This is a genomic window from Rathayibacter sp. AY2B7 (assembly GCF_002931635.1).
Lineage (GTDB): Bacteria > Actinomycetota > Actinomycetes > Actinomycetales > Microbacteriaceae > Rathayibacter.
The window spans coordinates 1-22887 of sequence record NZ_PSUC01000028.1 but is presented as its reverse complement, the minus strand read 5'-3'; the positions used below and the strand labels follow the sequence as shown (position 1 = coordinate 22887).

The following is a 22887-nucleotide window of genomic DNA, read 5'->3' as shown; positions in this document are numbered from 1 at the left end:
GGGAGCGTACCGCTACGGCGAATCGCTGGAACGCGATTCGGCGGTGAGCTCGGCGGTGCTCGATCGAGCGGATTCCTCCTTCGTCGTCATCCGCTCCGCGGTCGGCTGTACGAGGTGGTGCGTTTCGTGGAGCGGGGAGCGTACCGCTACGGCGAATCGCTGGAACGCGATTCGGCGGTGAGCTGGGCGGTGCTCGATCGAGCGGATTCCTCCTTCGTCGTCATCCGCTCCGCGGTCGGCTGTACGAGGTGGTGCGTTCCGCGGGGCGGGGAGCGTACCGCTACGGCGAATCGCTGGAACGCGATTCGGCGGTGAGCTCGGCGGTGCTCGATCGAGCGGATTCCTCCTTCGTCGTCATCCGCTCCGCGGTCGGCTGTACGAGGTGGTGTGTTCCGCGGGGCGGGGAGCGTACCGCTACGGCGAATCGCTGGAACGCGATTCGGCGGTCAGCTCGGCCCTGCGGGCGAGCGTGCGCTGACGTGGCTCGGCCCTGAGGGCGAGCGTGCACGGATGCGGCTCGGCCCTTCGCTGTCGCGGGAGGGCGGGTGGTCTCCGCTGAGGGTGCGGTGGGCGCCTGCGACGGCGCGGGGCACGGGCCGCGGCTGCGCCGGCGGGAGCGGGGAGACCGGGGGAACGGCAGCGGTCAGCGGGGGGAGACGGCGAAGGAGTGCAGGGCGAGGGCGTCGCTCAGGCGGGCAGCGACGCGGGCGCCGCGGACGCTGGTGCCCTGGGGGTCCAGCGGTGGGCTGACGACGGCGGCGCCGAGGCGGCCGGGAGCGGAGAGGACGAGGGCGCCCGAGACGCTCGACTTGGCGGGGACGCCGACCGCGCGCATCCAGCGGCCCGAGCCGTCGTAGACACCGCACGTCGCCATGACCGCGACCACGTCGCGCGCGACCGACGCCGGCACGACCCGCTCGCCGGTCCCCGGGTGCACGCCGCCGAACGCGAGCGTCGCGCCCATCGCGGCCAGGTCGCGGACGTCGACCAGCACGGCGCACGCCCGGGCGTACGCGGAGACGGCGTCGTCGGCGCTGCGATGCAGGGTGCCCTCCGCGCGCATCAGGTGCGCGAGGGCGTGATTCCGGTCGCCGAGGAGGTGCTCGTCGGCGGCGACGCTCTCGTCGACGGAGAGCGGGCGGCCGGCGAAGGCGGAGAGGCCGCGGAGGATCCGCTCGCTCCGGCCGTCGGCGTCGCCCCCGTCGACCAGGGCGGCGGTCAGCAGCGCTCCCGCGTTGACCATCGGGTTCGGCGGGCGCCCGGTGCCGCTCTCGAGCGTGAGGGCGTCGAAGGCCTCGCCGGTGGGCTCGATGCCGACGCGGTCGAGCGCGTCGCCGCCGGTGTCGAGGAGCGCGAGCGCGAACAGGAACGGCTTCACGGCCGACTGGATGCTGAACCGCGCCTCCGCGTCGGCGCTCGCGCGGACGGACCCGTCGGGCAGGACGAGCGCGATCGCGCAGAGTCCCGGGTCGGCGTCCGCGAGCGCGGGGATGCTGTCGTCGACCTCGCCCCCGTCGTCCGGCAGCACCTCCCGGCGCAGCGCCTCGAGGTCGAAGGCCAGGGGATCGGGGAGGGGGCTCATCCGTCCACTCTGTCAGGGCGGGGAGCCCGTCGCGTGTCGGGCCTCAGACGAGCCCGAACTCCGCGTCCAGCGCGTCCAGTTCCGCGGCGAACGACGCGCGCAGACTCTCCTTCTCGTCGGCGGGCAGCCAGGAGGCCTCCGCTCCGGTGAGCGCCATCGCGCGCAGCTGCGCGGCGGTCGCGCCGATCGGGCCGGCGGCGAGGCGGTACTCGTCGGCGAGCGTGGTCGGGAACATCCCGGGATCGTCGGAGCAGGGCACGACCCGCAGTCCCGCATCGAGCATCGCCCGGATGGACGCGCGCCGCCAGGGCCGCCAGGAGCGGCGCGAGGTCGTCGAGGCGACGGTGAACACGACGCCCTGCTCGCGGACGCGCTCGACGACGGCGGGGTCCTCGAGGACGAAGTAGCCGTGGTCGATCCGGTCGCAGCCCAGCAGATCGAGGCAGGTCGTCGTGTTGGCCGCGGTCGGGGCGTGCTCGGAGGAGTGGGCGGTCCGGCCCAGGCCGGCCTCCCAGGCGAGGCGGTAGGCGTCGGCGAAGCGCTCGGGCGGACCCGCCGTCTCGAGGTTGTCGAGCCCGATCCCCGCCACGTACTCGTGAGGGTGGCGGACGACCTCGCGGACCAGCTCGAGCGCCTCCTCCCCGCTGCGGCTGCGGCCTGAGCCGGGACGGTTCCCGACGGGGCCCGCGGGACCGCGCGGCTCCGGGAAGCCGGACGCGGTCCCGCGGGTCGGACGCCGCTACGCCGTGAGCGCGACCGCCGTCCACGAGACGGGCGGGAGGGTCAGCGTCAGCACGCCGTCCTCGAGCGTCGCCGGGGCCTCGCGCAGGCGCACGCGGTCCTGGTCGTCACGCGTGTTCTTCGCGTAGGGGTCCTCGTCGAACAGTGCCACCGCCTCCGCGATGCTCGAGACTCCGAGGCCGCTGACGTCGACGGTGACCTCGATCGGCTCCGTCTGCGACCGGTTCACCAGGAAGACGGCCGCGCGGCCCTCGTCGACGGTGGCGACGGAGTCGATGAGCGGAGCGTCGCCGTGGCGGGCGGTCGAGTAGGTCCCCGCGTCGATCCGGGGGCGCAGCACCGAGCCGGAGGCCAGGCGCGCGGTGGTCGAGAACGGGAAGAACGTGGTCTGGCGCCAGGCGGCTCCGCCCGGCTCGGTCATGATCGGCGCGATCACGTTGACGAGCTGCGCGAGGGAGGCGGAGGTGACCCGGTCGGAGTTCTTCAGCAGCGTGATCATCAGGTTGCCGAGGACGACGGCGTCGGCGACGGAGTAGACGTCCTCGAGCAGGCGCGGGGCGTAGGCCCACTCGCGGGTGCTCTGGTCGCCCTCGGCGTCGGCCTTCTCCTTGGCCTGCCACTCCTCGAGGTACCAGACGTTCCACTCGTCGAAGGAGAGCTTGATGTCCTTCGTCTTCTTGAGCTTGAACTTCACGTGGTCCACCGTCGCTGCGACGGTGGCGATGAAGTACTCCATGTCGAGGGAGGAGGCGAGGAAGGAGCCGAGGTCGCCGTCGTACTCCTGGTAGTAGGCGTGGCACGAGACGTACTCGACGTCGTCGTACGCGTGCTCGAGGACCACGCGTTCCCACTCGCCGAAGGTGGGCATCGACGAGCTCGACGAGCCGCAGACGACCAGCTCGAGCGAGGGGTCGGCGATCTTGAGGGCCTTGGCGGTGCGGGAGGCGAGCTTGCCGTAGTCGTCGGCGCTCATGTGGCCGACCTGCCAGGGGCCGTCCATCTCGTTCCCGAGGCACCACATCCGGATGTCGTAGGGCTCGGTCCCGCCGTTGGCGATGCGCTGGTCGGCGAGAGCGGTGCCGGCCGGTCCGTTGGCGTACTCGAGGACGTCGAGCGCCTCGAGGACGCCGCGGGTGCCGAGGTTGACGGCGTACATGATCTCGCTGCCGGTCAGCTCCGCCCACTTCGCGAAGTCGTCCAGCCCGACCTCGTTGGTCTCGAGCGAGTGCCAGGCCAGGTCGCGGCGGCGGGGGCGCTCGGAGCGGGGGCCGACGCCGTCCTCCCAGCGGTAGCCCGAGACGAAGTTGCCGCCGGGGTAGCGGATCGTCGTGGTGCCCAGCTCCTTGACCAGCTCGACCACGTCGAGGCGGAAGCCGTCCTCGTTCGAGGCGGGGTGGCCGGGCTCGTAGATGCCGTCGTACACGCAGCGGCCGAGGTGCTCGACGAACGAGCCGAAGAGGCGCGGAGTGACGGGGGCGACGACCGCGGCGGGGTCGAGGCTGATGCGCGCGGTGGCGGCGGGGGCGTCGGTCATGAGGGCCTTTCGGGCTTCGGGCTCCCGCAGCGGGCTCGGCGGCGAGCGGTCTTTCTAACGTTGTACACGATGGTCCGCCCCGGCTCGGCCGCTGTCAAGAGCGGCACCGGCCCCCTCCTGCCTCGCTGCTCGCCGCTGCCGACGGCGGCAGACCTCTTCGGGCGTCGCGTCTCCCCGCCGCCGCTCAGCGCACCTGTGCTCGACTGGGCGGGTGCCCACCTCCGATGCCGTCACCGACGCCTGCTCCGAGCTCGCCGACCGCGCCGACGCCCTCGCGGCGTCGCATCCCCGCCCGCGCGCGTTCCTCGCGGCCGTCGCGAAGGACGTCGCCGGCATCCGCAGCGCCCCGCTCGGCGCCCTCGACCTGGCGCACGGCGGCCGCAACCGGGTCCGGGGGAAGGGCTTCCGCCGCCCCTACGACGACGGCACCCGCGGCCAGGCCCGCCACTTCGCCGGCGTCGCGGGCGCCACGCTGTACCTCGGCGGCCCGCTCGCGCACCTGTTCCTCCGCACCGTCGGCGGCGACGTCCGCGGCTCGGCCGACGACCGGCTGACGACGCGGGCCGTGGAGTGGAGCCGGCTCCTCCGCCGCGGCGAGCTGGCCGTCGTGGACGCGGGAGCATGGATCCGCCGCGAGATCTGCGGCAGCGGGACCTGCGCCTAGGCCCCGGCCGACGCCCGTCCGACGGCCGGGTCCTCCGCGATCGGCCGGCCCGCGGTCGACTCCCGGGCGACCACGGTGAACGCCGCCTCGTGGAGCGTCCCGGGGCCGGTGCGGGTGCCCTCGATCCGGGCCTGCAGCACCTCGACCGCGGTGCGCGCGATCTCGTCGCGCCCCGAGTCCACGCTGGAGAGGCTGGGGGAGGAGTAGCCCGCCTCGTCGATGTCGTCGAAGCCGATCACCGCCACCTCCTCGGGGACGCGGACCCCCGCCTCCTGGAGCGCGCGGACCGCGCCGAGCGCGAGGGTGTCGTTGAGCGCGAACACGGCGTCGAAGTCGAGCCCGGAGGCCAGCACGCGGCGCATCGCCTCGGCGCCGCCGGAGCGCCGCCACGGGCCCGAGACGCCGATCATCCGCTCGTCGTAGGCGATGCCGGCCTCGGCGAGTGCGGCGCGGTAGCCCTCGAGGCGGAGCGACGCCGAGCTGACGGCGGCGTCGGGGTGGGTCCCGAGCGCCACGATCCGGCGCCGGCCGGAGGCGAGCAGGTGCGCGGTGGCCGCGTGCGCCGCGGCGGTGTTCTGCATGGTGACGTGGTCGACCAGCCCGGTGAAGATCCGCTCGCCGAGCAGCACCAGGGGGAAGCCGACCGCGAGCGCGTCCTCGTCGGCGAGGCCCAGCGGGCTGAAGAGCAGCCCGTCGGTGAGCTGCCGGCGCTCGCTCGCCAGGACGCTCCGCTCGCGCTCGGGGTCGCCGCCGGTCTGCTCGATCAGCACCGTCAGGCCGCGCTCGTCGGCGGCGCGCATCACGCTGTCGGCGAGCTCGGCGAAGTAGGGGAGGCTCAGCTCCGGCAGGGCGAGGCCGATCACGCCGGTACGGCCGCGGCGCAGGCTCCGCGCGGAGAGGTTGGGCCGGTAGCCCAGCTGCGCGATGGCCGCCTGCACCCGGGAGCGGGTGGCCGGGCGCACGTGCGGATAGTCGTTGATCACGTTCGAGACGGTCTTGATCGAGACGTCGGCGGCGCGGGCGACGTCGTGCAGCGTGACGGCCACGGTCCTCCCTCCGCTCGGCCTTCACGCTACCCCGGGGCTCCGCTCCGGCCTGTCGCGGATCGACGCCGGGGCGGCGTATGGGCGGGGCGCTCCGCCGGAGCAGGACGCGCCCCGCGGCCGATCAGGTGTACCAGCTGGGCTCGGGGACGGTGTCGAGCAGGGCGAAGACGCCGACCTCGCGGCGCTTGTAGGGCAGCGGATCGTGCAGGGAGTGGGTGCGGAGGTTCCGCCAGTAGAGGTCGAGTCCGACCGAGCTCGCGGAGGCGCGGGCGCCGGTCAGCTCGAAGACGCGGGTCGCCGTGGCGAGGCCGTCCTCCACGATCCGAGCCTTGGCCGCGGCGATCCGCACGGCGATCTCGCCGCGGCGCCGAGGCGTCAGCTCCTCGCGCGGAGCGTGCAGCGCGGCCGAGAGCGCGGCCCCCGTCGCGTCGATCAGCGCCTCGTCGGCCCAGAGCCGGGACTGCAGGTCGCCGTATCCCTCGAGCACGTACCACTCGTCGCCGGCGCGCTCCTTGTCGTCGCCGCCGTACGGCCAGGCCCGGGTGCGCTCGCGGGTGTACTGCGCCGCGCGCTCGAGCGCTCCCTGCGCGATGCCGAGGTAGAACTCGGCGAAGACCTGCTGGATGACGGGCACGTTGAGGGTGTTGTAGACGAGCGGACGGTAGACCCTGTCGACGAAGCCGGCCGCCGCCGCCCACGGCACGCGGACGCCGCGGATCTCGACGGAGCCGGACTCGGTGAGCCGCTGGCCGAGGCTGTCCCAGTCGCGGCCGAAGACGATCCCCTCCTGATCGGTGGGGACGATCGCGAAGAGGTGGGTGTCCGTCCCCTCGAGCACCCCCTCGAGCACGGTCAGGTCGCTGACCACGCCGCCGGTCGAGAACGACTTGCGGCCGGTGAAGACCAGCTCGTCGCCCTCCTCCCGCACGGTGAGGTCGGAGTCGCGCGGGTTCACCGCGCCTCCGTAGAGGAGGTCCCCCTCGGTCGCGAGCTGCTCGACCGCGATGATCTGCTCAGGGGTCCCCACGAGGCGGGCCGCCCAGGCCCAGAGGTAGTGGTAGCCGAGCAGCTGGCCGATCGAGCCGTCGCCGCGCGCGACGGTGCGGACGACGCGGAGGGCGGTGGTCCACTCCTGGGCGCCGCCGCCGTGCTCGGCGGGCCCGAGCAGCGTGACGAGGCCGGCCGCCTTGAGCAGGGCGACCTCGGCGAAGGGGGCGGCGCCGGCGCGGTCGCGCTCGAGGGCGTCGGTCGCGAGCACGGCGGCGACCTCCTCGGCGCGGACGAGCCAGGCGTCGGGGGAGTCGGGCCGGGGGGCGGTCGACCAGTGCTCGGCGGCGGCGACGATCGTCGTCGCGGCGTCGGTGCCGATGGTCGTCGCGGCGTCGGTGCCGATGGTCGTCGCGGCGTCGGCGCCGGTGGTCGTGGGTGCGGTGGTGGTCACGGTGTCCTCGTCTCGTCGGGGGCGGTGTGCAGCGACTGTGCCAGGGGCGAGGGGGCCGGAGCGAGGCGCGTGTCGCCCCGTGTCCGCGTGTGTCCGCGGATGACCGGCGGGCGCCTCTGCACGATTTTGACAATCGTTATCAATAGCCGTTAGCGTGGGGGCACCCGCCCGGCCCCTGACCCAGATCGGCTCACCGTGAAGACCCGCCTCCTCGCCCTCACCGCCCTCCTCGGCGGCACCGCGCTCGCCCTGAGCGGCTGCTCCGGAGCGGGCAGCGCCTCCGACAGCTCCTCCGCCGCCGCCGCGGGCGGGCCCGTGAAGGTCGTCGCGTCGACGAACGTCTACGGCGACCTCGTCTCGAGCATCGGCGGCGACCTGGTCGAGGTGACCAGCATCATCGACAGCCCGGACAAGGACCCGCACGAGTACGAGGCCACCGCCCGCGACCAGCTCGCCGTGTCCGGCGCGACCCTCGTGATCGAGAACGGCGGCGGCTACGACCACTTCCTCGACACCATGATCAGCGCGGCCGGCACCGAGGCCCCGGTCATCACGGCCACCGTGATCGCCGGCCTGGAGGACGTCCACGACCACGCGGACGAGGAGGAGTCGGAGGGCGGGCACGAGCACGCGGAGTTCAACGAGCACGTCTGGTACGACCTCTCGGTGATGAAGGAGGTCGCGGGGCGGATCGGCGACGAGCTCGCCGCGCTCGACCCCGACAACGCCTCCGCCTACTCCGCCAATCTCGCCACCCTCGACGAGGGGCTCGACGCTCTGATCGCCCGCGAGGGCGAGCTGAAGGGCACGCTCTCCGGCCGCTCCATCGCGATCACCGAGCCCGTCCCGCTGTACATGACCGACGCGCTCGGCCTGACCGACGCGACTCCCGAGGCCTTCAGCGAGGCGGTCGAGGAGGGCACCGACGTCCCCGCGACCACGCTCCAGGAGACGCTGGCGCTGTTCTCCGGCGAGGCCGTCGACGCGCTGATCTACAACGAGCAGACCGAGGGCGCGCAGACGGACGCGGTGCTCGACGCCGCGAAGGCCGCCGGGATCCCGGCCGTCCCCGTCACCGAGACGCTGCCCGAGGGCGACGACTACACCGGCTGGATGACCGCCAACCTCGACGCGATCGAGGGAGCCCTCTCCCAGTGAGCCACGACTCCCCGACCAGGCCCGTCTCCCCGGAGGCGGGCCCTTCGGCGTCCGTGCTGCGGCTGCGCGGCGCCGGCCTCCGCTTCGGCGACCGCGAGCTGTGGAGCGGCGTCGACCTCGACGTGCGCGCCGGCGAGTTCGTCGCGGTGCTCGGCGCGAACGGCTCCGGCAAGACGAGCCTCCTGCGCGCGGTGCTCGGCCAGCAGCAGCTGAGCGCGGGGGAGCTGCAGGTGCTCGGCGAGCCCGTGCACCGCGGCAACCGGCGCATCGGCTACATCCCGCAGCAGAGGCTCGCCGACGAGGGCACGCCGCTGCGCGCCCGCGATCTGCTCGGGCTCGGGATCGACGGCCACCGGTTCGGCCTGCCCCTGCCCTCCCGCTCCCGGCGCGCGGCCGTCGACGCGCTGCTCGAGGCCGTCGGCGCCACCGCCTTCGCCGACGCCCCCATCGGCAGCCTGTCCGGCGGCGAGCAGCAGCGCGTCCGCGTCGGCCAGGCGCTCGCGGGCGACCCGGCGCTCCTGCTCTGCGACGAGCCGCTGATCGCGCTCGACCTCGCCCACCAGCGGGCGGTCAGCGAGCTGATCGACCGGCACCGCCGCGAGCGGAACCTCGGCGTCCTCTTCGTCACGCACGACGTGAATCCGGTGCTCGGCATGGTGGACCGCGTGCTCTACCTCGCCGGCGGCCGATTCCGGATCGGCACCCCCGACGAGGTCCTGCGCTCGGAGGTGCTCAGCGAGCTCTACGACGCACCCGTCGACGTGATCCGCGCCCGGGGCCGGGTCATCGTGGTCGGCGCCCCCGACCACTCGCACGTGCACGAGCACGAGGAGGGGCAGTCGTGACGGACGTCTGGTCGCAGATCTTCGACTTCTCGGACTACGGAGCGCTGCTGTCGCTCCTGATGAACTCGGTGATCGCCGGCGCGGTCCTCGGAGTGGTCGGCGGGCTCATCGGCGTCTTCGTGATGTCGCGCGACATGGCGTTCGCGGTCCACGGCATCAGCGAGCTCTCGTTCGCGGGGGCGTCCGCAGGTCTGCTGCTGGGCGTCGGCGTCGTCGAGGGATCGATCGTCGGCTCGCTGATCGCGGCCGTCCTGATCGGCGTGCTCGGCTCGCGCGCCCGCGACCGCAACTCGATCATCGCGGTGCTGATGCCGTTCGGACTCGGCATCGGCATCCTCTGCCTGGCCCTCTACCCGGGCCGCAGCGCGAACAAGTTCGGCCTGCTCACCGGGCAGATCGTCGCGGTCGACGACCCGCAGCTCGGGTGGCTGATCGGCATCTCGGTGGTCGTCCTCGTCGGTCTCGCGCTGATCTGGCGCCCCCTCACCTTCGCGAGCGTCGACGCCGACGTGGCGGCCGCGCGCGGCATCCCCACCCGGGCGCTCTCGATCGCGTTCATGCTCCTGCTCGGCCTCGCGGTCGCCGTCTCGGTGCAGATCGTCGGCTCGCTGCTCGTGCTCGCGATCCTGGTGACGCCGGCGGCCGCGGCGCTGCGCCTCTCCGCCTCGCCGGTGGTCGTGCCGCTGCTGAGCGTGCTCTTCGCCGTCGGCGCGCTGGTGGGCGGCATCCTGCTCGCGCTGGGCGGATCGATCCCGATCAGCCCCTACGTGACGACGATCTCGTTCGCGATCTACGCGGTCTGCCGGATCATCGGCCGCAAGGGCGTCCGGCGCTCCCGGCTCGCCGTCGGCGGGGGGCGGTAGCGTGGCCCGGGTCGTGCGGAGTGGAGGTGGTCCAGTGGTCAAGCGCAACACGTGGCAGCGCGAGGCGGTGCGCGAGGCTCTCGGGCGTCGCGAGGACTTCGTCAGCGCCCAGGGCCTGCACAGTGCGCTGCACGCCTCCGGCTCGCCGATCGGGCTCGCGACGGTCTACCGCGCGCTCTCGGACCTGGCCGTGGAGGGCGAGGCCGACTCGCTGCAGTCGCCCGAGGGCGAGAGCCTCTACCGCGCCTGCACGCCGGGGACGCACCACCACCACCTGATCTGCCGCCGCTGCGGGCTGACGGTCGAGATCGCGGCCGACGAGGTCGAGGAGTGGGCGCGCTCGGTCGCGTCGCAGAACGGCTTCACGGACGCGCACCACGTCGTGGACGTCTTCGGGCTCTGCGCGGCCTGCACCGCGGAGCTCGCCGAGGCCTGACGCCGGTCCGGCCGGGAGCCCGTCCGCGGGCGCCCCTCGATCCTGGTCCGGCTCAGGCCGGGAGGAACACCCCGATCGACCGGTCCTTCACCACGGAGCCGGCGGGCAGCACCCGCCCGCTCATCGCGAGGTAGACGCCCGGCGGCAGCAGCTGCACGGCGGCCACCGCGGTGCCGAGGTTGAACGCGGCGTCGCTGTCGAGCATCCGTGCGGGCTGCATCGCGCCGGTGAGGACGACCACCCGATCGCGGACGACGCCGAGGGCCTCGGCCGTCGCGGTCATCGTGTCGGTGCCGTGGGTGAGGACGATCCGGTCCTCCTCGGCGGCGAGCACCCGCTCGCGGATGAGGGCCCGATCGGCGTCGTCGAGCTCGAGGCTGTCCTTGGCGAGGACCTCCTCGACGCGGAACTCGAGCGTGGTGAGCACCGGGGCGAGCAGGCGCGGCACCATCGGGGCGCCGATCTCGAGCTCGCCCGCGAGCGAGTACTCCTTGTCGACGGTGCCACCGGTGGTGAGGACGAGGATGCGGTCAGTCACGCGATCAGACTAGGCGCCGCCTCCGACACCGGCACGTTCGTGCGCAGTGGCCGCGCCACGGCGGCGGCGGCGGCCCGCATCGGGAACGATGGAGCGCATGACATCCTCCTCCCCCTCCCTCCTCCGCACCGGCGCCAAGGTGCTCCTCGGCTCCGCCCTCCTCTTCGCGGGGGTGAGCCACCTCACCCGCAAGCGGGAGGAGTTCCAGGCGCAGGTGCCCGAGTGGGTGCCGCTGGACAAGGACGCGGTCGTGCTCGCCTCGGGCGTGGTCGAGATCGGCCTGGGCGCCTCGCTGGTGCTCGCGCGCCGCCGGGCGCCGCTGGTCGGAGCCGCGGCCGCCGCCTTCTTCACCGCGATCTTCCCGGGCAACGTCTCGCAGTGGGTGACGCGGACGAGCGCCTTCGGCCTCGACACCGACCGCAAGCGCGCCGTGCGCCTCGCGTTCCAGCCGCTGCTGGTGGCGTGGGCGCTCTGGTCGACCCGTCGGCCGCGGGGCTGATCCCACTCGGCGGGCGGCTCGGAACCGGCCGCGAGCGCGTGCAGTCCGCCGCCGGCCGCGGAGGATTCCCCTCAGCCGTCGTCGTGCTGCGCCTCGGCCAGCAGCGGCGCGAGCAGCTCCTCGATCCGGCGCCGCGCCCCCTCGGCGTCGCCTGCGGCGATCGCCTCGACCAGCTCGGCGTGCTGGCGGGCGTGCACGTCCTCCTCGCCGACGACGTCCTCCTCCAGCACCGACTCGAACATGCCGGTGAGGCCGTCGTAGAGCTCGACGAACAGGTCGTTGTGGGTCGCGACGACGACGGCCCGGTGCAGCGCGGTGTCCGCGGCGATCCGCTCGGCGAGCTCCGGCGCCTCCCACGAGCGGGCCCGGCGGGCCAGCAGGGCGCGGAGGGAGGCGACGTCCTCCCCGGAGCGGCGCTCGGCCGCCAGCGCGGCCGTCGCCCCGTCGATCGCGAACCGCAGCTCGAGGCCCTCCCGGCGGGCGGCGCTCGGGATGCGGCGGCGCAGCGACTCGGCGAGCTGCGATCGCGCGGTGACGAACGTGCCGCGCCCCTGCTCCCGCCGCACGAGGCCCGCCTGCACGAGGGCCTGGACGGCCTCGCGGACGGAGTTGCGTCCGGCGCCGGTCCAGCGGGCGAGCTCGGCCTCCACCGGGATCCGCTCGCCGACGGCCCAGCGGCCGGAGCGGATCTCCTCGTGGAACAGCGCCGTGACGTGGTCGATCACGCTCTCGCGCTGGAACGGCGCCGCGGGGCTAGACTCGCCAGGATTCATCCCATCATCCTATCTCTCGGGGACCCCATGACCGCAGCACCGACGCTCCGCGCCACCGCCCTCCTGGCTCTCGCCGCCATCGCGATCACCGCGCTGAACCTCCGCACCGCCGTCACCGGCTTCAGCCCGCTGCTCGACACGATCGGCGGCGATCTCGGCTTCGGGCCCTCGCTCTACGGGGCGCTGGGCACGATCGTCACTGCCTCCTTCGCCGTCTTCGGCTTCGTCGCCGCGGCCGTCTCGCGCCGGATCGGCCTGGAGCGCACGCTCGCGATCGCGACGCTGGTGACCACACTGGGCATCGCCCTCCGCGCGCTCAGCCCGAGCCCGGTCGCTCTGGTGCTCTCGACCGTCGTCGCCTTCGCGGGCGTGGGCACCACGAACGTGCTCATCGTGCCGATCGTGAAGCGGTACTTCGCCGAGCGGATCAAGACGGTCAGCTCGCTCTACCTGGCGCTGCTGCAGGTGGGCCAGTTCGTCGCTCCGCTGGTCGCGGTGCCGCTGGCCTCGACGGCGGGGTGGCGCTGGGCGATCGGGATCTGGGCCGTGATGACGGCCGCGGCGTGCCTGCTCTGGGCGGCGCTCGCGGCCCGCGGAGGAGGCGGGGCGGCTCCGGCCGCCGCCGGCGGCCGCGTGGACGGGGCCTGGCGCACGCCGCTGCTCTGGGCGATGGTGCTGATGCTCGGGATGACCGGTCTGCACACCTACGGGATCATCACCTGGCTGCCGACGATCCTCGTCGATGCGGGCGCGGATCCGGCGCAGGGCGGGGCGCTGCTGGCGCTGTTCTCGGTGTTCGGCCTCGCCGCCGCGTTCGTGGTGCCGCCGCTGACGCTGGGGATGCGCAACCCGGTCGTGGTCGTGGTGGTGTGCTGCGCGCTGCTCGCGGTCGGCTACGCCGGCCTCGTCGTCGCTCCGCTGGAGGGGGCCGTGGCGTGGGTGGTCTGCCTCGGGCTCGGCGTCAGCACGTTCCCGATGACGCTGACGCTCGTGAATGCGCGGACGCGGACGACCACCGGCTCCTCGACCCTCTCCGGCGCCACGCAGGGGCTCGGCTACGGGCTCGCCTGCCTCGGTCCGCTGCTGATCGGCGTGCTCTACGAGGCGCAGGGGGACTGGGGCGGCGCGTACGCGCTGCTGTTCGCCGGAGTGGCGGTGCTGCTGGTCAGCGGGATCGTCGCGTGCCGTCCGCGGTTCCTCGAGGACGAGGCGGCGCTCCGCCGGGCCTGAGCGGCGGCGCTCAGCGCGACGCGGCCGGAGCGAGCGCGGAGACGATCCGCCCCAGCCCGAAGCGCCAGGCGCTCTCCACGTCGCCGCCGAGGGTGAAGGCGCCGGTGATCTCCATCCCGATGAACCCCGTCGCCCAGGCGGTCAGCGTGCGCGCCGCCTCGAGGGCGTCCTCCTCGCCCGCCAGCTGCGCGGTGAGGTCCAGCAGGCGGGCGCTCGCCGCGTCGCGGTACTCCTGGGCGGCGACGGGCGTGCCGGGAGCGGGGGCCATCACGAGGAGGAACGCGGCCGGCCGCTCGTGGCCGAAGGCGCGGAGGCGGTCGGCGAGCGCGGCGGGGTCGGGGGCGTCGGCGAGGCGGTCGGCGAGCACGGTCAGGGCGTCCGCGGCGACGAGGCGGATCAGCGTCTCGCGCCCCTCGACGCGCTTGTAGAGGGAGGGGGCGCGGACTCCGACGCTCTGCGCGACGGCCTGCATCGTGACCCCGGCGAGCCCGTCGCGCTCGAGGAGCTCGCCGGCGGCGCGCACGATCGCCTCGAGGGAGGTGCGGTCGGGAGTGGGCATGGGCCGAGTATAGCTATTGACAGTAGCCATGATGGCTAACTAGCGTAGCCATCATGGAACTCGGACCCCACCTGCGCCGCATCGGCACCGACATCGTCGCCGTCCACCTCGTCCACACCGACGAGGGCGTCACCCTCATCGACGCCGGCCTGCCCGGCCTCTGGCCGGAGCTCCTGGCCGAGCTGCGCGCGATGGGCCGCACCCTCGACGACGTGCGCGGCGTCGTGCTGACCCACGGCGACTCCGACCACGTGGGCTTCGCCGAGCGCCTTCGCCGCGACCACGGCGTGCCGGTCCACGTGCACGCCGCCGACGCCGAGCGGGCGAAGGGCGGGGCGAAGCCGAGGACCGCGACACCGCGGCTGCGCGTCCTGCCGCTCCTCGGCTTCGCCGCCTACGCGCTGCGGAAGGGCATCGCGAAGGTCCCGCCGCTCACCGCGGTCGTCGAGGTGCACGACGGGCAGACGCTCGACCTGCCGGGCACTCCCCGCGTGATCGCGCTCCCGGGTCACTCCCCGGGGAGCATCGCCGTGCACGTGCCGCTGGCCGACGCGGTCTTCGTCGGCGACGGGCTGACCACCCGCCACGTGCTCACCGGCCGCACGGGTCCGCAGCCCGCGCCCTTCACCGATGAGCCGGAGCAGGCGCTCGCGTCGCTCCAGGCGCTCCTGCCCACCGGGGCGCGCTGGGTGGTCCCGGGCCACGGAGCGCCGTGGAGCGGCGGGATCGAGGCGGCGGTCCGGCTGGTCGAGAGCGCCTGAGGCCCTGAGCCGCTCAGGAGGCGGGGACGAGCTTCCAGCGGTCGGCGAGGATCTCGAGGCCCTTGTCGAAGGTCGCCGACCACGCCGTGACGTCGTGGGCGCTGTCCGGCACCTCGAGGTAGGTGGCGCTCATGCCGGCGGCGACGGCCGCGGCGTAGACGGTCTTCGCTCCGGGGAGGAACGAGGTGTCCTCGGCGCCGACTCCGAAGATCGCGACGGTGCCGGTGTAGGGGGCGTTCTCCGCGAGGACGTTCACCGGCTTCGCGGCCTCGTAGGCGGCCTGGTCTCCGCCGAACCCCTGCGCGACCGTCGCCGCCTCGCTGCCGAGGGTCGGCGCGAGCTCGCCCGAGGCGTCGACGATGTTGCCGAAGAGCGACGGGTAGCCGGCGCCGAGCTGGATCGAGCAGGTCCCGCCCTGCGAGAGGCCGCCGATCGCCCAGTGCTGCGCGTCGCCGAGCACCGGGAGGTTCGCGCGGATCCAGTTCGGGACGTCGACGGTGAGGTAGGTGGCGGACTTCCCGAGCGGCGAGTCGACGCACATCGGGTTCTTGTCCGGATCGCCCAGCTGGTCGGGCGACACGACGATCGGGGCGAGGCCGGCGTGCGCGGCGGCGTAGGCGTCGAGGGCTTGCTGGAACTTCTCGGTCGAGAGCGGATCGGAGGGCGACCCCGGCTGCCCCGAGAGCATGATCATCACCGGCAGCAGCGGCGGGGTCGCGGTGAGGGCCGCGGGCGGGAGGTAGACCACGGCGTCGCGGGCCGGGAAGCCCGACGCGGTGGCGGGGATGGCGACCGTCGAGACCGAGCCGACCGCGGGCATCCCGGCCGGGGCCGTCCAGGTCGCGAGGTCCGAGTGCGGTCCGTCCGCGGCGGCGACCGGCACGGAGGAGTCGGAGTACGCGCTGATCCCGAGCGCGCTGCGCACCGTGGGGTACTGGCCGAAGTCGATGTTGACGGTCATCGCGGCCGCCGCGACGACGAGCACTCCGGCGGCGAGCGACGCGAGCACCCCCCGCACGCGCCGGCGGGCGATCGCATGGCCGAGGACGACCAGCGCGACGCCCAGCCCGCCGATCCCCAGGCCGATCGCGACCCGGGTGACCGGCGTGAAGTCGACGCCGAACGGGCCGTCTGGCCCGTCGACGAGGGCGGCCAGGGCGGCGCCGCCGATCAGGCCCAGGAGGAGGACCGCGACGGCGATCCCGCCGCGCCGGGAGCGCCCGCGGCGGGGAGCGCGGACGTGGGCGGCGAGCAGGAGGAGGAGCGCTCCGATCGCGAGCACGTAGACGGCGACGACGAGGGGGCCGGAGACGAGGCTCAGGTCGAGGAGAGAGGTCATGCGTCGATCCGGTCGGAGGGTGCTCGGGCGGGCGTCAGTCTGGCGGCGGTCTCTGGAGGAGAGCCGGGAGCTGTCGGGAGCGATTCTCCTCCCCGGGCGCGGATCCACCGAGCTCTCCACCGATCGGGCGCAACCCCGCGCGCCGCGCCGCCGCTCCCGCCTAGCGTGGGACTCCCGACGCACACCGCGCCCTCACGAAGGAGCCCGCACCATGACGCAGCACCCCCGCCTCGAGACCTCCTCCCGCGAGGCCCGCGCATGAGCCGCGGAGTCGCCGTCGTCACGGGCGGCACGGCCGGGCTCGGACGCGCCACGGTCCGCGAGCTCGCCTCCCGCGGCTGGGACGTCGCCGTGCTGGCGCGCGGCGAGGACGGGCTGGCGGCCACGGTCGCCGAGATCGAGCAGAAGGGCCGGCGCGGGCTGGGCATCCCGACCGACGTGGCCGACCGCGAGGCCGTCGAGTCGGCGGCCGACCGGGTCGAGGCCGAGCTCGGCCCGATCGAGCTGTGGGTCAACGACGCGATGGTCGGCGTCTTCGGCGAGTTCCTCTCGACCGAGCCCGCCGACTTCGAGCGCGCCGTGGGCGTCAACTTCTTCGGCTTCGTCAACGGCACCCGCGCAGCCCTCTCCCGGATGACCCCGCGCGACCGCGGGCACGTCATCCAGGTCGGCTCCGCCCTCGCGCACCGGGGCATCCCGCTGCAGGCCGCGTACTGCGCCTCCAAGTTCGGCGCCCGAGGCTTCACCGAGGCCGTCACCGCGGAGCTGCTGCACGCGAAGAGCCGCGTGCGCCTGTCCGAGGTCGACATGCCGGCGCTCAACACCATCCAGTTCAACTGGGTGAAGTCGCAGCTGCCGCACCACCCGCAGCCCGTGCCGCCGATCTACGAGCCCGAGGTGGGCGCGATCGCGATCGCCGACGTGGCCGACAAGCCGCGCCGCCGCACCTGGGTCGGCGAGCCGACCGCGGGCACCATCCTCGGCGACCGCTTCGCCGGGCGCTTCATGGACTGGTACCTCGCCCGCAGCGCCTTCGACGGTCAGCAGGCCCCCGACAAGACGGAGCCGATGCTCCCGAACAACGTCTACGAGCCGGTCCCCGGCGATCACGGCGCCCGCGGCCTCTTCAGCGATCGCGCGCACACCATGACGCCCCAGATCTGGATGATCCGCCACCGCGCCCTGAGCTACGCGGGGGCCGCCGCGGCCCTCGCCGCCGGCGCCGCGGGCGTCGTCTCGGCCCTGCGGAGGAAGTGACCGTGGTCGACGCCGTCGTCATCGGGGCGGGGCCCAACGGCCTCGCCGCCGCGGTCACGCTCGCGCGGGCCGGGCTCTCGGTCACCGTGCTCGAGCGCAACGAGACGATCGGCGGCGGCGCGCGCACGGCGGAGCTGACGCTGCCCGGCTTCCACCACGACGTCTGCTCGGCGGTGCACCCGATGGCGCTCGCGTCCGGCTTCTTCCGCGCCTTCGGGCTCGACCGGCGCATCGAGCTGGTCGTCCCCGAGATCTCGTACGCGCATCCGCTCGACGGCGGCCGCGCGGGCATCGCCTACCGCGACCTCGACCGCACGGTCGAGGCGCTGGGGCGCGATGGAGCGGCGTGGCGCGCCCTGATGGGACCTCTCTCCGAGCGGGCCGACCGCGTCGCGGGCTTCACCAACGACGCGCTGCTGCGGATCCCGACGGACCCGAGCGTGCTGATCCGCTTCGGGCTGCGGGTGCTCGAGCAGGGCACCCCGGTGTGGAACCTGCGCTTCCGCGAGGACGTCGCCCCGGCGATGTTCTCCGGGGTCGCCGCGCACTCGATCCGCCCGATGCCGAGCCCGTCGACGGCCGCGGCCGCCCTGGCGCTCGGCGCCTACGCCCACGCGCGCGGCTGGCCGGTGCCGATCGGAGGCAGCCAGTCGATCGTCGACGCGCTCGCCGACGACCTCCGGGCGCACGGCGGCACCATCGAGACCGGCGTCGAGGTGACCTCGCTCTCCGAGCTGCCGCCGGCCCGCGCCGTGCTCGTCGACGGCACGCCGACGGCGCTGCTCGCGATGGCGGGGGACCGGCTGCCCCCGGCGTACGCGGCGGCCCTCCAGCGCTTCCGCTACGGCAACGGCGTGGCCAAGGTCGACTTCGCCCTCGACGGGCCGGTGCCGTGGACGAACCCGGAGCTCGCCGGCGCGGGCACGCTGCACGTCGGCGGGAGCCGCGCCGAGATCGCGGCCGCCGAGCGCGACGTGAAGCGCGGCCGGCACAGCCGCAGCCCCTACGTGCTGGTGGCGCAGCCCTCGATCGCCGATCCGACCCGGGCGCCCGAGGGCAAGCACGTCCTCTGGGCGTACACGCACGTCCCCCGGTACTCGCCCGCCGACCAGCGGGAGGCGATCACCGCCCAGATCGAGCGCTTCGCCCCCGGGTTCCGCGACCGCGTGATCGGCGCCTCCTCGATGACCGCCCGCGACATGCAGGCCTACAACCCGAACTACCTGGGCGGGGACATCGCCGCCGGAGCCGCGAGCGTCGCGCAGCTGCTCTCGCGCCCGGTCCCCACGACCGACCCGTGGCGGACGCCCGCGAAGGGGCTCTACCTCTGCTCCTCGTCCACCCCGCCCGGGCCGGGCGTGCACGGCATGGCCGGCTGGCACGCCGCCCGCAGCGCGCTGCGGCAGGAGTTCGGGGTGCGCGAGTCGCCCGACCTGTCGCCGGAGGCGCGCCCGGCCTGAGCCGCCGCCGTTGCGCTGCGCCCGTCGCCGCCCCCGGCCTGCCAGGCTGAGGGACGGCGCCCCCACGCGCCCCACCACCACTCGAAGGAGTCCGCGATGTCCCGCACCACCCGCGTCGTCCACTGCCCGCCCGAGTCCGTCTTCGCGGTGCTCGCCTCCGGCTGGCTGTTCCCGAGCTGGGTCGTCGGCGCGTCGCGGATGCGGAAGGTCGACGCCGACTTCCCGCACGTGGGCTCGCAGCTGCACCACTCCTTCGGCCTGTGGCCGCTCGTGATCGACGACCGCACCACGGTTCTCGAGTGGGACCCGCCGCGCCGGATGGTCATCCAGGCCGCCGGCTGGCCGCTCGGCGAGGCCCGGGTGCGCGTCGAGGTCGAGCCGCACGCCCGCGGCGCGAAGGTGCGGATGCACGAGGCGCCCGTGAAGGGCCCGGGCACGCTCATCCCGAAGCCGCTGATGCACTCGTTCCTCTGGATCCGCAACCGCGAGGCCGTGCGCCGGCTCGCCCACATGGCCGAGGCGGGAGCCGCGGGCCGCACGCTCGCGCCCGCCTCGCTCCCCTCGCCCGCCGACCGCGCCGGGATCGACCGGCCGAAGCACGTCTGGGCACGCCTGACCGGAGCGATCGGGTCGATCGCGCTCGGGACGCTCGTGGTCCGCGGCGTCCTCGCGGCCGTGCGGCGCGCCCGGAGCTGACGGGCCCGGACCCGACGGCGCCCGGAGTCGGCGGCGCCCCGGAGACGACGGCGCCCGGGTCGGACGCCGCTCGGCTCGGACGCCGCCCGGGTCAGACGATCCGCTCGACCAGCCGCACGTGCTGCACCGCGACGCGCTTCGGCTCGCCCGCGAAGGCGGCGTCGCGCTCGGGCGAGGCCAGGTACGCCCGCTCGACCTCGGCGAACGCGTCGGCGTCGCCGGCCGTGCTGACCGCCCAGACGAACTCGTTCACCTCGCGGTCGGCGTAGGCGAACTCGATCCGGAAGCCGTGGGCCTCGCGCGCCGGCACGATCCGCTCGGGGAACCAGGCGAGGAAGTCGTCCATCACCCCGTCCATCAGCTCGTAGCGTCGGAGTTGGATCGTCCTGGTCTCGGCTGCAGCGCTCATGCTGCGACGGTACCCGCCCGGCGGCCGCGCCGTCGCCGCGCTACGCTCGCCGCCGACAGCCTGACGCCGAGGAGGACAGCACGGACCCCCGCCACCGCTCCCTCGCGCTGCTCGTCGCCGGCTGCTTCTTCATGGAGAACCTCGACGCCACGATCGTGACGACCGCCGCGCCCGCGATCGCCGCCGACCTGGGCGTCGACTCCGCCGCGGTCTCGATCACCGTCACCGCGTTCCTCCTCACCGTCGCCGTCCTCATTCCGGCCTCGGGCTGGCTCAGCGAGCGCTTCGGCGTGCGCCGCGTCTTCACCACCGCGATCGCCGTCTTCACCCTCGCCTCCCTGCTCTGCGCGCTCAGCCCCACGCTGCCGCTTCTGGTCGGCGCCCGGGTCCTGCAGGGCGTCGGCGGCGCGCTGATGGTGCCGGTCGGCCGGCTCGCGGTGCTGCGGGCGACCCCGCGGGAGGGGATCATCCACGCCATCGCGATCCTGGTCTGGCCGGGACTGGTCGCCCCGGTGATCGCGCCGTTCCTCGGCGGCCTGCTCACCACCGTCGCCTCCTGGCACTGGATCTTCCTGATCAACCTGCCCCTCGGGGTCGTCGCGTTCGCGATCGCGCGCCGGATCGTCCCCGCCACCGCCGAGAGCGCGCCGCCCCCGCTCGACGTCACCGGGCTGGTGCTCGTCGCGGTCGGGCTGGGCGCGCTGGTCGGAGCGGCGGGGCTCCTCACCGGCTCCGAGCTCGACGGGCGGGCGGTGGCGCCGATGCTCGTCGGCGCGGTCGTGACGGCGCTCGCCGTGCGGCACCTGCGCCGCGCCGAGAACCCGCTCGTGCGGCTCGACGCCTTCCGCTTCCGCACCTTCCGGGTCGCCAACGCGAGCGGGTCGCTCTACCGGGCGACCGTGAACGCGGTGCCGTTCCTGCTCCCGCTGCTGTTCCAGGACGCGTTCGGCTGGAGCCCGGTGCAGGCCGGCTCCGTGGTGCTGGCGCTCTTCGCCGGCAACCTGGCGATCAAGCCGGCCACGACTCCGCTGCTGCGGCGCCTCGGCTTCCGCGGGGTGCTGGTCGCGGCGAGCGCGGTCGGGGCGGCGTGCATGGCGGCGATGGCGTTCCTCGAGCCGGCGACTCCGGTGGCGCTCGTGGTGGCGCTGCTGGTGCTGAGCGGAGTGGCCCGCTCGGCGGGCTTCACGGCCTACAACACCGTCACGTTCGCCGAGGTCCCGCAGGAGGGGATGTCGGGCGCGAACACCCTCAACGCCACCACGCAGCAGATCGCGGCCGGACTCGGAGTCGCGGTGGGCGCGGTGGCGCTCGCCGTCGGCACCGCGATCGGGCCCGGCCTCGTCCCCTACCGCGTCGCCTTCCTCGCCCTCGCGGTGCTGACCCTCGTGCCGCTCGCCGCCGCCGCCCGGCTCCCGCGCGACTCCGGGAGCGCCCTCACCGCCTGACCCGCGCGGGCGTCAGGCGAGGCCGAGCGCGATGCCGTCGAGGATGTCGTGCGCGGTCGAGCGGACCCGGTCGACGCCCGGCGACGCCTCGTGGACCGCGCGGAGGACCTCGCCCCAGACCAGCGCGCCGGCCGCCAGCACGTCCTCGCGCCCCGGGCGGACCCAGGGGAGGGCTGCCGTCCCCTCCGGAGACAGTGCGGCGAGCTCGTCGCAGGCGGCGAGGACGTCGGAGAGGGGGAGGGACGTCTCGAGCGCGGCGCGGTCGGTGCTGCGGAGGACGTGCGCGGTGATCGTGAGCACGGTCGCGGCGACGCCGACGACGCTCCGGGCCTGCGAGAGGTCGACGGAGGAGGCGGCCAGCGCGGCGCGCACGTCCGCCCCGATCGCCGCGCGCTCGCCCTCCGTCGGCGCGGCGGCCCGGCGGTGGCGCTCGGTCAGGCGGACGCTGCCGACGTCCATCGAGTGCGCCTGCTCCGGCTCCGCTCCGCCGAGCACGAGCTCGGTCGAGCCGCCGCCGAGGTCGACGACCAGCACGGGCCGGGCGGAGTCGACGGCCGAGACCGCGCCGCGGAAGGAGAGCCGCGCCTCCTCCTCGCCGGAGATCGTCTCCGGGGTGACGCCGAGGATCCCCTCGACGGCGGCGAGGAAGTCCTCGCGGTCGGCGGCGTCGCGGGTGGCCGAGGTGGCGACGAAGCGGAGGCGCTCGGCGCCGGCCTCCTGCGCGGCGGCCGCGTACTCGCGGGTGACGGCGAGGGTCCGCTCGAGCGCGGCCGGGTCGAAGCGGCCGGTGCGGTCGACTCCGCGGCCCAGCCGCACGAGCTCGGTGCGGCGCTGGACGTCCCGGAGGCGGCCGCCCTCCACGTCGGCGATCAGCAGGCGGAGGGAGTTGGTGCCGCAGTCGAGCGCCGCGACGCGCGTGGGCGAGGACATCCGCCCATTCTGCCCGCGCGGCCCGGGCCGGAGGCGGCGATAGCCTGGGGGAGAGACGAAGGAGCCGCCCGTGCACGAACACCACGTCCGCGTCCACCGCAGCGACGAGGAGCTCCCGCGACACGGGCAGCTCGCCCACGCGCTCGCCGAGGTCGCCGCCGATCCGGTCGAGATCGACGACGAGGTCGCCGAGATGGTGGTCAACCGGGTCATCGACAACGCCGCCGTCGCCACCGCGTCGCTCCTGCGCCGCCCGGTCGTCGCCGCCCGCGCGCAGGCTCTCGCGCACCCCGCCTCCATCGGCGGCCAGGGCTCGGTCGTCCTCGGCGTCGACCCGGCCCGCCGGGTCTCGCCCGAGTGGGCGGCCTGGGCCAACGGGGTCGCCGTGCGCGAGCTCGACTACCACGACACGTTCCTGGCGGCCGAGTACTCGCACCCGGGCGACAACATCCCTCCGCTGATCGCCGTCGCCCAGCACGCGGGCATCGGCGGGGCGCAGCTCGTCCGCGGCATCGTCACCGGCTACGAGGTCCAGGTCGACCTGGTGCGCGCGATCAGCCTGCACCGGCACAAGATCGACCACGTCGCGCACCTCGGCCCCTCGGCCGCCGCCGGGATCGGCACGCTGCTCGGCCTCGACGTCGCGACGATCGAGCAGGCCGTCGCGCAGGCCCTGCACAC

The 22887-nt window shown here is 74.6% G+C and carries 23 protein-coding genes and 1 pseudogene; 13 read left to right on the top strand and 11 right to left on the bottom strand.

The window, feature by feature from the left end:
* Nucleotides 1–643 precede the first annotated feature (643 nt).
* From glsA to C5C27_RS07060, 3 genes and pseudogenes are all read right to left on the bottom strand, one after another.
* Entirely contained in the window at nt 644–1582 is a 939-nt protein-coding gene (gene glsA, locus C5C27_RS07070; RefSeq protein ID WP_104314001.1) for a glutaminase A, read from the bottom strand.
* A 43-nt stretch (nt 1583–1625) separates the two neighbouring features.
* Nucleotides 1626–2210: pseudogene (locus tag C5C27_RS07065) on the bottom strand (adenosine deaminase); the annotation flags it as partial.
* Nucleotides 2211–2321: 111 nt separating this feature from the next.
* On the bottom strand, nt 2322–3857 hold the full coding sequence (locus C5C27_RS07060; protein WP_104233557.1) for an alpha-N-arabinofuranosidase: 1536 nt from the start codon (nt 3855–3857) through the stop codon (nt 2322–2324).
* Between the two features lie 211 nt (nt 3858–4068).
* On the opposite strand from C5C27_RS07060, the gene C5C27_RS07055 reads away from it, so the two are divergent.
* Nucleotides 4069–4521 (top strand): hypothetical protein, encoded by a 453-nt coding sequence (locus tag C5C27_RS07055; protein WP_104313999.1) that lies wholly within the window; start codon nt 4069–4071, stop codon nt 4519–4521.
* Here the strand turns inward: C5C27_RS07055 and C5C27_RS07050 are convergent.
* Both C5C27_RS07050 and C5C27_RS07045 read right to left on the bottom strand, forming a co-directional pair.
* The gene (locus C5C27_RS07050) at nt 4518–5567 is read right to left on the bottom strand and encodes a LacI family DNA-binding transcriptional regulator (RefSeq protein ID WP_104238384.1); all 1050 of its coding nucleotides are present in this window, start codon (nt 5565–5567) and stop codon (nt 4518–4520) included. The two genes, C5C27_RS07055 and C5C27_RS07050, sit on opposite strands and share 4 nt — an antisense overlap.
* Before the next feature lie 121 nt (nt 5568–5688).
* Nucleotides 5689–7008 carry an acyl-CoA dehydrogenase family protein gene (locus C5C27_RS07045; protein WP_258066537.1) on the bottom strand — a complete coding sequence of 440 codons (1320 nt, stop codon included), beginning with the start codon at nt 7006–7008 and terminating at the stop codon, nt 5689–5691.
* Nucleotides 7009–7203: 195 nt separating this feature from the next.
* Between C5C27_RS07045 and C5C27_RS07040 the strand changes: the two genes are divergently transcribed.
* The 4 genes from C5C27_RS07040 to C5C27_RS07025 are packed head-to-tail and all read left to right on the top strand — an operon-like array spanning nt 7204 to nt 10310.
* Nucleotides 7204–8166: a metal ABC transporter solute-binding protein, Zn/Mn family gene (locus C5C27_RS07040; RefSeq protein ID WP_104313998.1), complete on the top strand. Its 963-nt coding sequence runs from the start codon at nt 7204–7206 to the stop codon at nt 8164–8166.
* Nucleotides 8163–9011: a metal ABC transporter ATP-binding protein gene (locus C5C27_RS07035; RefSeq protein ID WP_104224543.1), complete on the top strand. Its 849-nt coding sequence runs from the start codon at nt 8163–8165 to the stop codon at nt 9009–9011. The genes C5C27_RS07040 and C5C27_RS07035 overlap by 4 nt, the downstream gene beginning before the upstream one ends.
* Before the next feature lie 59 nt (nt 9012–9070).
* Nucleotides 9071–9874, top strand: coding sequence for a metal ABC transporter permease (locus tag C5C27_RS07030; protein ID WP_104224551.1), 804 nt, complete (start codon nt 9071–9073; stop codon nt 9872–9874).
* A gap of 34 nt (nt 9875–9908) precedes the next feature.
* Nucleotides 9909–10310, top strand: a complete 402-nt coding sequence (locus C5C27_RS07025) for a Fur family transcriptional regulator (protein WP_104238381.1) — start codon at nt 9909–9911, stop codon at nt 10308–10310.
* Between the two features lie 52 nt (nt 10311–10362).
* Here the strand turns inward: C5C27_RS07025 and C5C27_RS07020 are convergent, their stop codons facing one another.
* Entirely contained in the window at nt 10363–10848 is a 486-nt protein-coding gene (locus tag C5C27_RS07020) for an asparaginase domain-containing protein (RefSeq protein WP_104224541.1), read from the bottom strand.
* Nucleotides 10849–10936: 88 nt separating this feature from the next.
* Here C5C27_RS07020 and C5C27_RS07015 point away from each other — a divergent pair, with 88 nt between their 5' ends.
* Nucleotides 10937–11347, top strand: a complete 411-nt coding sequence (locus C5C27_RS07015) for a hypothetical protein (protein WP_181027249.1) — start codon at nt 10937–10939, stop codon at nt 11345–11347.
* Between the two features lie 71 nt (nt 11348–11418).
* Here C5C27_RS07015 and C5C27_RS07010 read toward each other — a convergent pair whose 3' ends face one another.
* A complete protein-coding gene (locus C5C27_RS07010) occupies nt 11419–12120 on the bottom strand; it encodes a FadR/GntR family transcriptional regulator (protein ID WP_104313997.1) in 702 nt (233 codons plus the stop codon).
* 27 nt (nt 12121–12147) lie between these two features.
* Between C5C27_RS07010 and C5C27_RS07005 the strand changes: the two genes are divergently transcribed.
* Nucleotides 12148–13350, top strand: coding sequence for an MFS transporter (locus C5C27_RS07005; RefSeq protein ID WP_104238379.1), 1203 nt, complete (start codon nt 12148–12150; stop codon nt 13348–13350).
* 10 nt (nt 13351–13360) lie between these two features.
* On the opposite strand, the gene C5C27_RS07000 is transcribed toward C5C27_RS07005, so the two are convergent.
* Nucleotides 13361–13909: a TetR/AcrR family transcriptional regulator gene (locus C5C27_RS07000; protein WP_104313996.1), complete on the bottom strand. Its 549-nt coding sequence runs from the start codon at nt 13907–13909 to the stop codon at nt 13361–13363.
* Nucleotides 13910–13962: 53 nt separating this feature from the next.
* Here C5C27_RS07000 and C5C27_RS06995 point away from each other — a divergent pair, with 53 nt between their 5' ends.
* A complete protein-coding gene (locus C5C27_RS06995; RefSeq protein WP_104313995.1) occupies nt 13963–14670 on the top strand; it encodes an MBL fold metallo-hydrolase in 708 nt (235 codons plus the stop codon).
* Nucleotides 14671–14683: 13 nt separating this feature from the next.
* On the opposite strand, the gene C5C27_RS06990 is transcribed toward C5C27_RS06995, so the two are convergent.
* Nucleotides 14684–16009, bottom strand: coding sequence for an esterase family protein (locus C5C27_RS06990; RefSeq protein ID WP_104313994.1), 1326 nt, complete (start codon nt 16007–16009; stop codon nt 14684–14686).
* 258 nt (nt 16010–16267) lie between these two features.
* Here C5C27_RS06990 and C5C27_RS06985 point away from each other — a divergent pair, with 258 nt between their 5' ends.
* The 3 genes from C5C27_RS06985 to C5C27_RS06975 all read left to right on the top strand — a co-directional run bounded on the left by C5C27_RS06985 (nt 16268) and on the right by C5C27_RS06975 (nt 19422).
* Complete coding sequence (locus C5C27_RS06985; RefSeq protein WP_104233564.1) at nt 16268–17266, top strand: SDR family oxidoreductase; 999 nt, start codon at nt 16268–16270, stop codon at nt 17264–17266.
* 2 nt (nt 17267–17268) lie between these two features.
* Nucleotides 17269–18726, top strand: a complete 1458-nt coding sequence (locus tag C5C27_RS06980; RefSeq protein WP_374955275.1) for a phytoene desaturase family protein — start codon at nt 17269–17271, stop codon at nt 18724–18726.
* Nucleotides 18727–18822: 96 nt separating this feature from the next.
* Nucleotides 18823–19422 carry an SRPBCC domain-containing protein gene (locus C5C27_RS06975; protein WP_104238374.1) on the top strand — a complete coding sequence of 200 codons (600 nt, stop codon included), beginning with the start codon at nt 18823–18825 and terminating at the stop codon, nt 19420–19422.
* A gap of 91 nt (nt 19423–19513) precedes the next feature.
* Here the strand turns inward: C5C27_RS06975 and C5C27_RS06970 are convergent, their stop codons facing one another.
* Entirely contained in the window at nt 19514–19831 is a 318-nt protein-coding gene (locus C5C27_RS06970) for an NIPSNAP family protein (RefSeq protein ID WP_104224531.1), read from the bottom strand.
* 131 nt (nt 19832–19962) lie between these two features.
* Here C5C27_RS06970 and C5C27_RS06965 point away from each other — a divergent pair, with 131 nt between their 5' ends.
* Nucleotides 19963–21276: an MFS transporter gene (locus tag C5C27_RS06965; protein WP_104313992.1), complete on the top strand. Its 1314-nt coding sequence runs from the start codon at nt 19963–19965 to the stop codon at nt 21274–21276.
* 12 nt (nt 21277–21288) lie between these two features.
* Here C5C27_RS06965 and C5C27_RS06960 read toward each other — a convergent pair whose 3' ends face one another.
* Complete coding sequence (locus C5C27_RS06960) at nt 21289–22206, bottom strand: exopolyphosphatase (RefSeq protein ID WP_104313991.1); 918 nt, start codon at nt 22204–22206, stop codon at nt 21289–21291.
* 70 nt (nt 22207–22276) lie between these two features.
* Between C5C27_RS06960 and C5C27_RS06955 the strand changes: the two genes are divergently transcribed.
* Nucleotides 22277–22887 (top strand): MmgE/PrpD family protein (locus C5C27_RS06955; RefSeq protein ID WP_146079620.1); only part of this gene is annotated, 611 nt, incomplete at its 3' end.